Source organism: Actinomyces sp., from assembly GCF_030530635.1.
Lineage (GTDB): Bacteria > Actinomycetota > Actinomycetes > Actinomycetales > Actinomycetaceae > Actinomyces.
On record NZ_JAUMUL010000035.1, the window covers coordinates 19,016 to 34,374 of the forward strand.

Genomic DNA, 15,359 nt, shown 5'->3' on the forward strand with positions numbered 1-15,359 from the left:
GCCGTCCCGGTTAGGCCACCACGAAGCCCGCCGTTCGGTTCAGTAGGCGGCCACGATCCCTGGCGGATACTCCACCACAGCCGCATCCCCGTCAGCCTGCACGCAGGTCCCGCCGGCCTCCAGCCGCCACGACCCGCGAGCGCCGTCGGCCCGCGCCGAAATTACGCCGCCGCGGCAGGCGACTCGGAAGGCGACCGCCGCGCAACCGTCATGCGCAGGAATCACCACCTCCCGCTCATCACCGTCCGCCAGGCCGAAGCAGCGCAACGTCAGGTCCGCCGCCCAGTCCTCCTCCGGCCTCTCCACCCGTGCCGTCACGGGCAGCACGCTCCCCTGCCGCACGTACAGCGGCAGGGTGTCCAGGCCGTGCCGCTCGCGCACCCACCGCGGCCCAGCCACCGTCGTCCCATCCCACCAGGAGGTCCAGGTGCCTTCGGGCAGGTAGACCTCCGCCTCGCCGTCGGCGTCCATCACGGGCGCCACCAGTAGGGCCTCGCCGAGCAGGTACTGGGTGTCGACGTCGCGGGCCCCGGGATCGTCGGGGAACTCCAGGAACATGGGCCGCATCATCGGCACCCCCGTGGCGTGCGCCTGCGCCGCCAGCCCGTACAGGTAGGGCATGAGCGAGCCCCGCAGGCGGATGAAGCGGCGGGCCACCTCCACCGCCTCGTCGTCGAAGGCCCAGGGAACGCGCACCGAGTTCGAGCCGTGCAGCCGAGCATGGGAGGACAGCAGTCCGAAGGCCAGCCAGCGCTTGAACACGCCCGGGTCCGGGGTGCCCTCGAAACCGCCGATGTCGTGGCTCCAGTAGGCGAAACCGGAGGCGCACAGGGACAAGCCGCCGCGCAGCGTCTCCCCCATGGAGGCGTAGGTGGACTCGTTGTCGCCGCCCCAGTGAACGGGGAACTGCTGTCCACCCGCCGTGGCCGAGCGGGCGAACAGGACCGCATCCCCCTGGCCGCGCTGCTCGCGCAGCAGCTCGAAGACGGTGCGGTTGTACAGCTGTGTGTAGTAGTTGTGCATTTTCTCCGGGTCCGAGCCGTCATGCCAGGCGATGCCGGTCACCGGGATCCGTTCCCCGAAGTCGGTCTTGAAGCAGTCCACACCCATGTCCAGCAGCACCCGGAGTTTCTCCCGGTACCAGTCGACGGCGTCGGGGTTGGTGAAGTCGACCAGGGCCATGCCCGCCTGCCACAGATCGGTCTGCCACACATCGCCGGCGGTGGTGCGCACCAGATAGCCGCGCGCGGCACCCTCATCGAACAGCGCCGAGCGCTGGGCGATATAGGGGTTGATCCACACGCATACGCGCAGACCGCGGGCCTTGATGCGCTCCAGCATGCCGGCCGGGTCGGGGAAGGTGGCCGGGTCCCACACGAAGTCGCACCAATGGAAGCCACGCATCCAGAAGGTGTCGAAGTGGAAGACGCTCAGCGGCAGGTCCCGCTGCTCCATGCCGTCAATGAATGACATGACGGTGCGCTCGTCGTAGTCGGTGGTGAAGGAGGTGGTCAGCCACAGCCCGAAGGACCAGGTCGGCACCATTGGGGCGCGGCCGGTCAGCGCCGTGTAACGGCGCAGCACGTCCTTCGGGGTGGGGCCGTCGATCACGTAGTAGGTCAGGCGCTCACCCTCCACCGAGAACTGGACGCGGGTGGTGACCTCGCTGCCGACCTCGAAGGACACCCCGCCGGCCTCGGCGACGAATACCCCGTAGCCGGCACTGGTGAGGTAGAAGGGGATGTTCTTGTAGGCCTGCTCGGAGGCGGTGCCGCCGTCCTCGTTCCAGATGTCCACGCTCTGGCCGTTCTTGGTGAAGGCGCCGAAGCGCTCCCCCAGCCCGTAGACCCGCTCCCCCGGGCGCAGGGAGAGCTGCTCGCGCATGTAGGCGGTCCCGTCCGGGCCGACGACGTGGGCGACGGCGCGCGGCAGGCTCGCCGTGAGCGGGCGGCCGGCCGAGGAGAACTGCGCCGCCCACTCCTCCCCCTCCCGCAGGGTCACGGCCAGCGCTCCGGCCCGCAGGACGACGGCGCCCGGCCCCTGCTCAACCTCGCCCCGGTATCCCTCCGGTGTGGTGACCGTGAAATGTGGCCCGCGGTCGCGCACGCCACGGTGATTGACCAGCTCCACCTTGATCACGCCGTCGGCGACAGCGGTGAAGGTCGCCGAGAGTAGACCCACGTTGAGCGTGTCGCCGCGGGTGGAAACGGGCCGAACGGGTGCGTAGGCATGAACAGTGCCGGTGGCCGTGCCGTCGGCGTCGGCGCTACCGCCCTCCACGGACAGGTCGAGCAGGCCGCGGGCCTTTTCCACCGTGTAACCGGGGCGGTCGAGCCAGTAGCCGTTGGAGAACTTCATGGTGAATCCTTTGCTGGTTTGTCTGCTTGCGCTACTTGACCGCGCCGGCGGTGACGCCGCGGGTCAGGGTGCGCTGGAAGAAGAGGAAGAACAGGAAGGTCGGAACAAGCGAGACGAGCGCGCCGGCGTTGAGGGTGGGCACGTCGAGCATGCGGTCCCCCTGCAGGCTGGACAGGGCGATCGGCACGGTCTGGTTGTCATTGCTGGTGAGCATCACCAGGGGAATGAAGAACTCGTTCCAGGTCCAGATGAAGAAGAAGATCGCCAGCACCGCCATGGTGGGGCGGACGATCGGGTAGACCACCCGCCACAGGATCTGCCAGCGGCCGGCGCCGTCGAGCTCGGCCGCCTCCAGCAGGGCCCGAGGGAAGGTGCCCAGCACGGAGGAGAGCAGGTAGGTGCCGAAGGCCGACTGGATGACGGTGAAGATGATGACGATCGACCACGGGTTGTCCGTCAGTCCGATCTTCTGCGCCATGGTGAACAGGGGGTAGATCAGCCCCTCCTGCGGCAACATGTTGGCGATCATGAACACGGCCACGATCCAGGCGCGTCCCCGTATCCGGCCCACGCCGATGGCGTATGCGTTCAGCAGGGAAAGCAGCGTGCCGGCCACGGCCACCAGCGCCGAGGTCCAGATGGAGTTCCACAGCTTGACGGGAAAGTTGACCCGCTGCCAGAAGTAGGCCAGGCCGTCGGTGTAGATCTGCTTGGGCACAGACAGCGGACTGCCGCCGGAGTAGTCGGCCGGAGACTTGAAGGCGTTGATGACCATCAGCAGGAACGGGGCCACCATGGCCAGCGCGAACAGGCCGACGACGGCGAGCACGACCCAGCGTCCGGCGCCCCGATGGAAGCGGTCCTTCCTGAGGACGGTGTCAGACATATCAGCGTCCCTCCTCCTCACGCCGGGCACTGCGGTTCTGGAATACCTGGATGACGCCGGCGATGGCGATGATGACGAGTGTGAGCACGGTGGAGATGGCGGCGCCGTAGCCGACCTTCGACTTGTCGAAGAAGTTCAGGTACGAGTAGTAGCTCGGCACCAGAGTGGAGCTCTCCGGGCCGCCGCGGGTGAGCACGTATATGGGCGCGAATACCTTCAGCGCGGCGATGGTGCAGGTGAGCACGATGACGAAGGTCTCCGGGCGGATCTGCGGCACGGTGATGGCGCGGAAACGCGCCAGCCAGCCGGCGCCGTCGAGCTCGGCGGCCTCGTACAGTTCCGGGTCCACGCGCTGCAGGGCCGACATGAAGATGACGGTCGGGTAGCCGATCTGGATCCAGATCAGCACGAACATGACCGAACCCAGCGCCGTGGAGGTGGAACCCAGCCAGTTGGGCGGGTCGGTCACGCCCAGGCCGCGCAGAATCGTATTGACCGCTCCCGTCTGGGAGTTGAGGATCCAGTTCCACACGATGCCGGCCACGGAGACCGGCAGGATCTGCGGCAGGTAGTACATGGCGCGCAGGGCGGCCGCGGTGCGGGAGGAGAAGTGCTTGCCCACATAGTCGAACAGCACCGCCGCCAGCACCAGCCCGATCAGGGTCGGGATGACGACCATGGCCACAATCATCGACAGCGAGTTGCTGAAGGAGGCCCAGAACTTGTCGTCCCGTGCCAACTCGGCGTAATTGTCCAGGCCGATGAACCTCATGGGCGACATGCCGCCCTTCCACCGGTGCAGGGAGTACCAGAGGTTCAGCGCCAGCGGCACCAGAATGATGACGGTGAATGCGACCGTCCCGGGTAGCAGATAGGGCAGGTAGGCCAGGCCGCGCGCCCACCTGCGCACTGGCCGATTCACTCGTAGCGCCACCGTCAGTCCTCGATACTCATGTCGGCCTTGCCCTCCTCATAGGCGGAGCGCAGATCGGCGAGGACGGCGTCGCCGGTCTTGGAACCGTTGATGAGGGACTGCATGGCGGAGGTGATCTGGTCGTAGAAGCCCGCCACCGGCCAGTCCGGGTAGAAGGCCAGGCCGTCCTGCTCGTTGATCTGGGCGAAGTTCTCCGTCATGGTGCGGGTCTTGTCGTCCGTAATGGTGGAGGGGTCGCCGCTCACCGGCAGTCCGCCCTTCTCACCGAGGATCGCCTGGACCTCGTCGGACAGGGTGATGTCGATGAAGTCGTAGGCGAGTTCCTTGTTCTTGGCGTTGGTCGGCACCACCCACAGGTTTCCGGAGGAGCCCGGGAACAGGTCGGTGCCTGGGAAGAGGAACTGGTCCCAGTTCTTCTCGGCCATGTCCCCGACGATCCGCCCGAACCACCAGGATCCGGAGACGAACATGGGATAGCTGCCGTTGATGAAGGCGGTGCCGGCATCCTCTGCGGTCAGGCCGGCACAGTCGGCTGCCACATAGCCCTTGTTGATCCATTCCACGAGCTTGTCGGTTCCGGCCTTGATCGGGTCGGCGGTCCAGTCGACGTCGGACTCGAAGAGCTGGTAGGCGTTGACGAAGGAGCGGTCGGCGTGGGCCAGGACCAGCTGGTACCAGAGCTGCCCCATGGGGTACTCCGAGCCGGCCTCGGCCAGCGGGACCTGCCCGGCGGCGACGAAGGCGTCGCATACGGCCTCGAACTCCTTCAGGGTGGTCGGCACACTGAGCCCCTGGGCGTCGAACATGTCCCGGTTGTAGTAGACGAATACGTACTCGCCATAGTTGGGTACCCCGTACCAGTCGCCGTCGCCCATGAGCCCGTCCTCGGTGTAGCGGGCCGTGGTCTGCAATGAGGCCGCGAGCTTGGTGTCCCAGCCGCGTTCGGTCGCCTGCTCGGTCAGCGGCTCGATGAGTCCCTGGGAGGCGAGCTGTCCGGAGGTGGAGTTGCCCTTGTTGTACTCCATGATGTCCGGGACGTCGTCTCCGGTCAGCACGATCTTGGCGTTCTTCTGCAGCTGCTCGAAGGTCTGGTCCTCGATTTTGACGGTGACCTCGGGGTGGCGCTCCTTGAAGATCTCGATCGCACGGGCCCAGGCCTGTCCCATGGCGGAGTCGTCGGACTCGTAGTCCCAGATGGTGAAGGTGTCCGATCCGGCTCCGGATGACCCGGAGGAGCCGCAGGCGGACAGTGTCGAGCCGAGCAGGCCGGTGACGGCGGCTGCCAGGAAAGTGTTGAAGGTCCTGCGCTTCATAATGAGGTTTCCTCTTCGTTGAGTGTCTGAAAATGGGCGTGGTGGTGGAGCCCGGCACCGGTTGGAGCCGGGAGTAGGAGGGGCAGTGGCCGGCATGAGCCGGGGCTTCTAACCGGTGGAGGGCCGCTCTATTCGGAGTGGGTCCGCCGCTAAGCCGAGGCTCTTGCCCTGAACCACCGCACAGGTGACCAGTTGATGGCAGTCGGCGGGGTCGAGCTTCTCGTCGAGGATGGCCAGTAGGGCGCGCGCGGCGAATGCGCCCATGCGCTCACCGGGCGCGTGCGTGGTAGTCAAGGCCGGAACCGTCATGGCACCCAGCGTCGGTGAGGAGACCGCGCCAACAACGGAAACGTCCTGGGGCACCCGCAGTCCCATGTTGTGCAGTCCGGCCAGCAGGCCGAGGGCGGCCAGGTCGTTCATAACAACGACGCCCGTAGGCGGTTCGCCGCGTCCCATCAGCGTGCGGGCCATGGCCTGACCCGCATGCGGGCTGGCATCGCAGTCGTAGGCGAGAGGTGTCAGTCCGCGTCCCTTAGCAGCCAGCTCATACCCCCGCCGTCCTCGGACTGCGGGGCCGTATCCGGTTTGCGCCTGCGCTGCGGGACGGCCAATGAAGGCGATGCGTCGGTGGCCGAGGCGGAACAACTCGGCCACCGCGTCGTCAACGGTGCGTTCGAAGTCGATGTCCACGTAGGCCAGGCCTTCGGGGTCGGCGGTACGCCCGATCATGACGAACGGGAGCCGGGCACGCTTGAGAGCCGCAACTCGTGGGTCGTTCATCTCCACCTCCACCAGCAGCACACCGTCGGCCTTCCCCTGGCGGACCAGGGCCACCAGCTCGGTTCCGGCCTCGGCCTCTTCCAGCGGCCAGACCGCCAGGTTGTAGCCGTTGCGAGCGGCCTCGCGCTGGGCGCCGCGGACGATCTCGAAAACGGTCTCACCCATGGCGGTGTCGAAACTCGGGAAGGTCATGGCCAGCGTTTGAGAACGGCGGCTGGCCAGTCCTCTCGCCATGGCATTGGGCTGATAGTTGAGTTCCTTCATGGCGGCGCGAATACGCCGTGCCGTCTCCGGCGCCACCGGGCGAGCACCGGATAGGGCGTAGGAGACCGTTGAGACGGCGACATTGGCCTGCCGGGCCACGTCCTGCATAGTCGCCATGGCTGTCTCCCTCCTGTGGCGGGTTGTGGATACTCGCGTCTTCGTCGAGCCACCATCGCTCGAAGCGCTTCGACTAAGCGCTTCGATTAGTGTGCGGCAGCACTAAAGCGACGGTCAACGAAGGAGGGGGAAGATCGAAATTTCGATCGGCTCACCCTCCGCCACCCCACCACCGAAACCGGCACTTGCTACATACCGAGACCGGCGGATACGACGCGGAGAGCGGCCCTTAAGATTGCCCCCGTGGGCGAGGACAGCACACGGGGCGACGTCGAGCTGCTGCTGCGAGTGGCGCGCATGTACTACGAGCAGCACCTCACCCAGGCTGACATCGCTCAAAAGATCGGCTACTCACGCCCCAGCGTCTCACGCCTGCTCAGACGCGCCCGCGAGCAGGAGATCGTACACATCACCATCTCCCACCCACTCGAACACATCCTGTCGGTGGAAAAGCGCCTGCGCGGGAGGCTACCGCTCAAAGCGGTCCGGGTCGCCGAGGCCCACGGGACTGATGTGATCGGCGCCGTCGGGCAGGCCGCCGCCGAGCTACTGATCGACTCGGTCGTCAACGGGCAGGTCGTCGCCGTCGGCAACGGACGCTCCATACAGGCCGCCGCGCAGCGCATCCCGCAGGTCCCACGGGTGGACTGCACAATCGTCCAACTGCTCGGCTCCATACCCGGTGGCCTGCCCTCCTGGGGCCGCGATGCACCGACCATATGCACCCGTATCGCCAGCCAGCTGGGTGCGAAGGTGTCCCGCATGCCGGTACCACTCATCGTCGACAATCCCTCGCTGCTGCGGCCGCTCATGCGTGAGGAGAAGGTGGCCACCACCCTGGCACTGGCCGCCCGGGCAGATGTGGCCCTCGTCGGCGTAGCCGGCGTGGAGGCGAAAGGTGCGGGCAACATCCTGGCCGAATATCTTACGCCGGATGTGCGTGAGGCCATTCGTGCGGGTGGCGCAGTTGGGCACATCCTCGATCACCATTACGACGCCGCGGGCAATCCTGTACCCACGCCACTGACCCCACGCACGCTGGCACTGCCGCTGGACGAGTTGCGGAGCATCCCGCTGGTTATTGGAGCGGCCGGCGGCGAGGACAAGGTGGAGGCTATTGTCGGCGCGATTCGGGGCGGCATCCTCAGCGCGCTGGCCACCGACTACCAGACCGCACTGTCAATCCTCGGCATGCTCTGAACCGGGATGCGACCCGATGTATCGGCCCGGAGTGATCACCTTGAACGCGCAGTGGACGTTGCCAGATGCGTCACCCGAAGGCGGCGCTTGCGGTTTTGGGGTGTGGTGGGTATGGGTGTGGGTGTTTGGTGGTGTGGTTCGGGCCTCTGTGGTGGGTTTGCGTCGAGGGTCCTGGTGTGCAGGCCCGCGGCGCTGGCGTCCGCGGCACCTGGGGTACGGCAGCAGAAGCACTGGAGGTACTGGAATCACTGGTCGGTGCCGTCAACCGCTACGAGCCCGATCCGGCGCCCGCACACTCCCAACGATCCCAACGGATCATCCACGCACGCCAACACCGCCTGAGCTGATGGCCCGCCATCGTCTCAGGTTCGGCGAGAACGACCCTGCCTACCCGAGAACGACCCCGGCCCGGCCAACACGTCCTCTTCATCCCCAAACCCTCCACGTTCGGGAGGGTTTGGGGCTCATGAGGTCGTGTTCGACCAGCGCAGGTCGTTCTCGGGCGGGCAAGGACGTTCTCGGGCATACAAGGTCGTTTTCGGGCCGACGGGGACGCTCTCGGACGTACAAGGTCGTTCTCTCGGGTCGGCGGGGACATTGTCGGGCCGGTAGGGGCGCTCTCGGCGTTGGCCGGGTGGTCGTCAAGGACGCGGGTTAAACCTCCACGACGTGGGCCGGCCTTCGAGGACGCCTTCCCGGGCGGCGTCCTCAAGGGCCAACCCGCGTCGTCGGCGGCGAACCCACGTTCTCGAGCAACCCCCGCCAACCCACACAGACCGGCTCTTGGTGCTGGTGGGGGTGGTGCCAGCGTTTTGCGAGGTGAAGGACGCGATGAATCGCGTTGGTTCAACCGCGCCGGACCTGACTGCACTTAGCTGCCGTCAACCCCGGCGCCTGAAAGTGGGCGGGTCCACCTGCTGCGCCACTTCCTGGTCTGCTACGCCACTTCGGGGTCAACAGCGCCGGGTAACCGTCCACTGAAGACCCCGCAGGTATACAGCACAACGTTAAGTAGCGTTGTTAACGCCCAACCACACCCCCAAAACGGAAGAGCCCGAAACCAGTCACGCCACGGGGCGATGGATGTCATAGGCCCGTGGGATGATGGCGGGGCCTCCACAGCGCAGCCCCGGCAAGCAAAAGGCCTAGATCTGGCGGACTGTCGTCGAAACCATTCCTCCGATGATCTGGGCCCTTGCGGCTCTGCTAAGCGTCCTACTGGGCCGCTGAGATCAACATCCCGGATGTCTCCGGGGAGTCGGGCGGTCCCACCCGCTCGGCTCCCCGCAATGGTCTCACATCGCAAGCCATTGGCGCCAGCACACGTTCACCGGCCGCCGCCCCATTAATCCGCTTCCACCTGCGCAACCGCGGCGCGTTTACGGTGGTAGAGCAAGTAGGCGCCCACGCGGGCGCGCAGACTCGGACGCACCTCGTGCGGCCAGCGGCGGGCGACGTAGGAGACGGCGTCGTCCACTTCGAGCCGCTGCGTGGAATTGCCGACCCGCACCCATAGTTCGGTACCACCATTGCCCTTCGGGCCCTTGAGGTACACGGGCACGGGCGAGGGCGGCACCGTCACCCGACACACCTCGCCAGAGCCGTCTGCGGCCGGCGCGAAGTCCAGGCGCGGCAGCGCCGCGGCGTTTGTACCCAGCCGCACTCGCCACAGGCTGCGCAGGAACAGTTCGAAGCGGTCGGCGTCGGGCTGGCGCAGGGTGGCATAGTCCGGTGCCAGGCCGATCAAGCGCCCGTCGTCGTCGACGCCCAGCAGCAGGGTGCCTCCCCGGGAGTTGAGGAAGGCGGCCACGGTCTTGGCCACCACCGTTTCCATGGCATCGTCACGCTTGCCGGTGTGCATGTTAACGCGGGCGGAGGACTTCAACTCCAGCCGTTCCGACTCACCCCGCCGGGCCACCTCGGCGATCGGGTCCAGCGGCGGCTCATGCTGGATACGAGTTATGACCAGCGCGGTCAGTCCCACGACGATCACCGCAACCACGACGGCTGAGGCCAACATCCGCGGCGCCCACAGATAGTCCTCGTTGAACAGCCAGGCGCCGCCGGCGAAGCCGGACCACAGGCCGATCAGGGCAGTGAGGGTGGCCGCGGAGGTAGAGATCTGGGCTCGGCGCCGTACCAGGTGGGAGGCGAAGCGACCGGCCAGATAGGCGACCAGCAGCGCCACCGGTTGAATGAGGACGGCGAACAGCAGCAACGGGCTGCGCGGTGTCGGCGGGAGGGCGGTGGCGTTCAGCGGCAGGACGCTGCTGACGAGACCTGTGAGCATGACGGGCATGGTGCCTCAGCGTAGAGGACGGTTGCACAAGTGCCGCTCCTCCGGCTCCGGCGCCGAGACACCAACCGGCGACGAAGTGACTCGCCGACCGTTTGGATCAGCGGGCCGCCGACACGATGACACCGACACGCCCGAGACCTCAGTCCGCCCAGGCGGCCAGACCCTCGAAGATGAGACGACCGACGACGGAGCCGCCGTCGAGCACACCAATGCTGCGGGAGGCCGAGTAGGCGGCCCGACCGTGGACGGCCTCCATTTCCCGAGTCGCCTGCGAGCCCTGCGCAGCCGCCTCGGCGGCACGCTGCAGCAAGGCACTCAGCGGCGTCTCACCCTCAGCGACATCCTCTGCGCCGCCGACGAGTATCTCCGCTCCGGGTACGAGCGCATCCAGGATCGTCTTCTCCCCCGGCTTGGATTCAGCCTTGAGCATGATGGATTCCACGCCGGCCCGCAGGGCCTGCGCCGCGGCGACCACATCGGCCTGCGTCTTTCCCCGCAGTGGGCGGGCCATACCCATCAACCCGAAACTGAGGATGGTGCCCAGCGAAGACGGCGCCGCACCGTTGAAAGCCTTCGCGGCCCCGCGCAGCAACTGACCGAGATCGGCCTGTTCCTGAGCGGCAAGATATTCGGCCAGAGCCTTGAAGCCGTCGTCCATGGAGATGCCCAGGTCGCCGTCGCCATTGACCTGATCCAGGCCGACCAGGTAATCCCGGTTCTCGGTCATCAGAGCACTGATCTGCCCGGTGATTGCCACCAGTGTTTCACGGTTCAGCATTCGTCCCTCACTTATTCGCGCTGGTGTAGAAGGGCGTGTTGGCCGGAGCGCGGAGCAGCTCCTTGAGTTCGTCGTCGAGCTTGAAGATGCTGACGGACAGTCCGGCCATCTCCATGGAGGTGGCGAACTCGCCCACGTGCGGCATGAACACCGTGACGCCGCGGTCGGCCAGCAGTGCGTGCACCGAGCGATAGAGGATCAGCTGCTCCTCCAGTGGGGTGCCACCCAGGCCATTGATCATCACCGAGACCTCATCGCCGGCCGCCAGCGGCATGTCCGCCGCGATTGTCTCCACGATCAGGCGCGCTATCTCGTCGGCGGTCATCATGGGGCGCACCTGAATACCTGCCTCCCCGTGGATGCCCATACCGATCTCGATCTGCCCGTCCTCAATGGTGAAGGTCGGCTGCCCCACCTTGGGGACGATGCACGGTGACAGCGCCACCCCCATGGAGCGGATGTTGTCCAGGGCCCGTGCCGTAACACCGGTGACCTCGTCAAGTGTCATCATCCGCTCGGCCGCCGCCCCGGCGATCTTGAAGGCGTAGATCAATCCGGCCACGCCCCGGCGCTTGTCCGCACGCTCCTTGGGTGAGCTGGCGACGTCGTCGCGACCGAGCAGCTGCCTTGTTTCGATGTCATCGAATTCGACGTCCTCGCAGGCCATGCGGAAATTGAATACATCGCCGTTGTAGTTGCCGTACAGGCACAGGACTCCGGCGCCCCGGTCACAGGCACGGATCATATCGGCCATCTTCTCGGCGGCCGGCGAGGCGAAGACCTCACCGACCGCACACCCGTCGAGCATGCCCTGCCCGACGTAGCCGAGGAACAGAGGCAGGTGCCCACTACCCCCGGCGGTAACGACGCCGACCTTGCCCTCCGGCGCGGGGTACCGCGAGACCAGTACGCGAGGGTCGCCGTCGAGTAGACCCACACGGTCGCCGTAGGCGGCCTGAATGCCCTCCATGGTGTCGCGGACAAAAGAGTCCGCGCTATTGAGTATCTTCTTCATGGTTCTCTCCCAGGGTTCCGTTCGGCGGTTCACTGTTGGTTGGGGAAGGTGATTTCGGCCGGGTAGGTCCATTTCTGGAGTTCTTCGGCGGTGAAGGGTTCGGGCTCGACGCCGCCGTTGGCCGTAAGCGCGTGGTGGTATAGCTCGGCGAGTTCCTCGATGTAGGCCGCCTTGAGGTAGGCCTCGTAGAGGTTGCGGGAGTCCACGGCGACGGCGCCGTGCTTCTCCAGGAGAACGCAGTCCGCCTCACGCACCGCTTGGCGCACCGCGGCCGCCAGTTCCGGGGTTCCGGGCCGGCCGTAGGGGGCCACGGGGATGCGTGCCCGACTCAGTCCCAGGTTGGCCACCTCGTAGACGATGGCGGGGATAGGCCGGTTCAGCAGCGCGAAGGAGGTGGCGTAGGCCGAGTGCGTGTGCACGACGGCGACCGCCTCGGGACGCTCCTTGTAGATCTCCAGGTGCATAAGCACCTCGGAGGTGGGCCGCAAGCCGGATTCATTCTCGAGGACACGGGCGTCCAGATCCATGACGACGACGTCGCGCGGGGTCATCAGATCGCGGTCCAGGCTGGTGGGTGAGGCGACTAGAAGGCCGGTTTCGTGGTCACGGATGGAGAAGTTGCCGGACTTGTGCTTGCACAGGCCGTCATGTTGAGCCCGTTTGGCGATCTCGCACAGTTCTTTCTTCAGGGTTTCAAGCATGGATGTCTTCTACTTTCTGGTCGCGGTCGGTTCTCGGATGTTGTCGGACGGTGACGGCGGCGGCGGTTCCACCGCCGTCACCGCCATTGCCCTCAGGCGGGAGCCCCGGCGGAGGGTGCTGCGGCCGCGCGGGCCCGGTCGCGCTCGGCGATGAGGCTGCGCGAGTACAGAACGAAGCAGACCAGCCAGATCACGAAGATGAGCAGCGGAATGAAGTTCCCGTCGAGCAGTTGCATAAGGTGCGACAACGCATAGGTGAATATGGGGGCATCGATGGAGGAGTTGGAGATCAACTGCCCCGCGGACAGCTCCACGGCCCTGGTGGAATTGGCCAGGTCCGTCATGAACGGCGCGAAGGCGGTGCCCACCCACAGGAACACGGGTGCGAAGATGGTGCACTGGATTATCATGCGGATGATGTTCCCCTGGCTGGCGAAGTAGGCGGCCACCGCGATGCAGATGTTGACGATGCCGGCAAAGGGCAGGATGTCGTTGCCGGGCAGGAAGAAGGCGTAGGCCAGGGTCACCGGAATCGTCCAAATGACGGCGATCCAGATCTCGTTGGCCCCACCGAGGAAGGGCCAGTCGAGCCCGACGAACAGTTGCCGGTCGTTGAAGCGCTTGCGCATGTACTCGGATATTGCATTCGAGATGGGTTCGAGTGCCTGCATGAAGTACTTGGAGATGACCGGGAACAGGGTCAGCGCCGTCGCCGCCTGAATGCCCAGTGTCAGGATGGCGGCCACGTCGAAACGGGCCAGGATGCCGAACAGCACCCCGAGGATGAAGCCCAGGACGTGGTTCTCGGCGAAGATGCCGAGCTTGTCGCGCAGGTCGGCGGCATTGAAGGAACGGTTCAGGCCGGGGATTTTGCGCAGCAGCCAGTCGATCGGGTACATGGGGGCGGCCAGGAACACCATGCGGTGGGTGATCGTAACGCCTGGAATACCGGACATCGTCTCCACCCGGTGTTGGTGGAAGTCGGCCGTCTTCAGTTCAAAGACCACCTGAATGGCCGCGATGACGAAGGCCAACCAGACCATCCCGGTGATGTAGTAGACGGCGACGGCGGTGAAGATCTTCCCCCATACGTTCCACAGGTCCGCATTGAAGGTCTCCGTCTGTTTGAACAGGATCAGCAACACGTTGATACCGATCACCAGCGGGAACATGAGGAAGGCGTAGGGCCATGACCATGAGATGGTGGACATCGTGGTCCAGCCGCCGTCGGTGATGGGCAGGTCCACGCCGATCGTGTCCGACATGGCCTGGGCGGCCGGGGTGATCGCCTCGGTCATGTAATTGATGAGCATGGTCATGCCGGAGAAGGCCACGCCCAGGGTGATGCCGGCAGAGAGCGCATCCTTGACCTTCATGCGGACGATCAGCCCGGCGATGATGATGATTATGGGGACGAAGATGGCGGCCCCGAGCGAGAGCAGGAAATTGACCGAGTTCTGGAGGAGTTGCATGTCATGCTCCCCCGGACGCCTTGACGGCCTCGATCAGCTTGGCCAACTCCTGGTCCTGGCCCATGCCGGTCAGGAAGGCGATCCCGTTGATCACCGGGACGGAGCGGGGCTTGTTCTCCCGCACAATGGTGATGTAGGCGGCGGCGTCGGTCAGGTGGCGGTCGACGGACTTCAGGTCGACGGCCTGGACGTCGGCGTCGACCCTCACCTCCTTAAGCAGCCGGCTCACCTTGCTGGCCACGGTCTGGGAGGTGGCTACGCCGCTGCCACAGGCGACGATCACTTTCGCAGTCATGATGGGTTCTCCTTGTGATTGCGTGGGTGTGGGATTCGGGTGCGTCCGGATCACGCGTCCCGAAGGCCGTCCATTGCGGACAGGACCCGGTAGTACTCGTCCGGGGTCTGCGCCCGGCCCAGCCGCTCCATGAAGCACGGATCTTGGAAGGCCTGCAGCAGAATCTGCAGCACCTCTACATGCCGGTCCTCCTGGGTGAAGCCGAGTACGAAGACGAAGCGGACCGGGTGGACAACGTCGTCATTGCCCATCTCCCGCCAGGCGATCGGCGTTGTCAGCCGCACCGGGGCGATGAAGGGTTTGATGATGTGTTCTACGTCCGAGTGCGGGATGGCGACCGCCTCCGGTGAGATCGGAAGCGCGGTCGGATACTTGCGCTCGCGCTCCACCAGCGCCTCACAGAAGGACTCCCTGATGTAGCCCGCCCACAGGAGCTCCGCCGCGATCCGTTCAAAGAACTCCTGCCGGTCATCCACCTCCCAGTTGAGGCGGATCAGGTCATGCTTGAACAGTTCTAACTGCATCGCCGCCATCTCCTTGAGTCTCATCGTCGAGTACCGGAGTCCGGATGCCTCCGGACAGCAACGGAAACTAGCCGTGAGACTGAACGGGGAACACACCCTTGGTGAACATATGTTCAATACGCCGTCACAACGCCCGCTGCCTTAGGTCGACATATATCGCTAATCATCAGGATAATGTCGCAGCCACACCCTCCAATACCTTGGTCGTATATGTACATATGTTCACCAGGCCTCCGATCGTCTTCGCCGACTCTCAGCCCGGGCAGCCGCAGCGGCGAGGTTGATCACCGGCTCTTCGTGTTTGCGGGTGTGGTGGGACCACAGGCGGTGATTGGTGTGGGCTCCTGGAATGCCGGGGGCGTAAGCGTTTGGGTGGGGCATGCGATGACGTGCCGAGATCGGTAGAAGTTACGTGCCGAGGTC

Annotated in this window: 13 protein-coding genes; 1 reads left to right on the forward strand and 12 read right to left on the reverse strand. The window is 65.6% G+C overall.

Features of this window, described 5'->3' with window-relative positions:
• Positions 1-39: 39 nt before the first annotated feature.
• The 5 genes from yicI to Q4A20_RS09155 form a co-directional block, all read right to left on the reverse strand.
• A complete protein-coding gene (gene yicI / locus Q4A20_RS09135) occupies positions 40-2,358 on the reverse strand; it encodes an alpha-xylosidase (protein ID WP_303122438.1) in 2,319 nt (772 codons plus the stop codon).
• Positions 2,359-2,389: 31 nt separating this feature from the next.
• The gene (locus Q4A20_RS09140) at positions 2,390-3,244 is read right to left on the reverse strand and encodes a carbohydrate ABC transporter permease (protein ID WP_303122439.1); all 855 of its coding nucleotides are present in this window, start codon (positions 3,242-3,244) and stop codon (positions 2,390-2,392) included.
• Position 3,245: 1 nt separating this feature from the next.
• Entirely contained in the window at positions 3,246-4,178 is a 933-nt protein-coding gene (locus Q4A20_RS09145) for a carbohydrate ABC transporter permease (protein WP_303122440.1), read from the reverse strand.
• Between the two features lie 2 nt (positions 4,179-4,180).
• Positions 4,181-5,491: an ABC transporter substrate-binding protein gene (locus tag Q4A20_RS09150; RefSeq protein ID WP_303122441.1), complete on the reverse strand. Its 1,311-nt coding sequence runs from the start codon at positions 5,489-5,491 to the stop codon at positions 4,181-4,183.
• A gap of 108 nt (positions 5,492-5,599) precedes the next feature.
• Positions 5,600-6,652: a LacI family DNA-binding transcriptional regulator gene (locus Q4A20_RS09155; protein WP_303122442.1), complete on the reverse strand. Its 1,053-nt coding sequence runs from the start codon at positions 6,650-6,652 to the stop codon at positions 5,600-5,602.
• Positions 6,653-6,895: 243 nt separating this feature from the next.
• On the opposite strand from Q4A20_RS09155, the gene Q4A20_RS09160 reads away from it, so the two are divergent.
• Entirely contained in the window at positions 6,896-7,852 is a 957-nt protein-coding gene (locus tag Q4A20_RS09160; protein WP_303122443.1) for a sugar-binding transcriptional regulator, read from the forward strand.
• Between the two features lie 1,345 nt (positions 7,853-9,197).
• Here Q4A20_RS09160 and Q4A20_RS09165 read toward each other — a convergent pair.
• From Q4A20_RS09165 to Q4A20_RS09195, 7 genes are all read right to left on the reverse strand, one after another.
• A complete protein-coding gene (locus tag Q4A20_RS09165; protein ID WP_303122444.1) occupies positions 9,198-10,142 on the reverse strand; it encodes a helix-turn-helix domain-containing protein in 945 nt (314 codons plus the stop codon).
• Between the two features lie 148 nt (positions 10,143-10,290).
• Positions 10,291-10,929, reverse strand: coding sequence for a dihydroxyacetone kinase subunit L (locus Q4A20_RS09170; RefSeq protein ID WP_303122445.1), 639 nt, complete (start codon positions 10,927-10,929; stop codon positions 10,291-10,293).
• A gap of 7 nt (positions 10,930-10,936) precedes the next feature.
• Positions 10,937-11,944, reverse strand: coding sequence for a dihydroxyacetone kinase subunit DhaK (locus Q4A20_RS09175; protein WP_303122446.1), 1,008 nt, complete (start codon positions 11,942-11,944; stop codon positions 10,937-10,939).
• 29 nt (positions 11,945-11,973) lie between these two features.
• Positions 11,974-12,645, reverse strand: a complete 672-nt coding sequence (locus Q4A20_RS09180) for a class II aldolase/adducin family protein (RefSeq protein WP_303122447.1) — start codon at positions 12,643-12,645, stop codon at positions 11,974-11,976.
• Between the two features lie 92 nt (positions 12,646-12,737).
• Positions 12,738-14,117 (reverse strand): PTS galactitol transporter subunit IIC, encoded by a 1,380-nt coding sequence (locus tag Q4A20_RS09185; RefSeq protein WP_303122448.1) that lies wholly within the window; start codon positions 14,115-14,117, stop codon positions 12,738-12,740.
• A gap of 1 nt (position 14,118) precedes the next feature.
• Positions 14,119-14,412 (reverse strand): PTS sugar transporter subunit IIB, encoded by a 294-nt coding sequence (locus Q4A20_RS09190; protein ID WP_303122449.1) that lies wholly within the window; start codon positions 14,410-14,412, stop codon positions 14,119-14,121.
• Positions 14,413-14,462: 50 nt separating this feature from the next.
• On the reverse strand, positions 14,463-14,936 hold the full coding sequence (locus Q4A20_RS09195) for a PTS sugar transporter subunit IIA (protein WP_303122450.1): 474 nt from the start codon (positions 14,934-14,936) through the stop codon (positions 14,463-14,465).
• Positions 14,937-15,359: the final 423 nt, after the last annotated feature.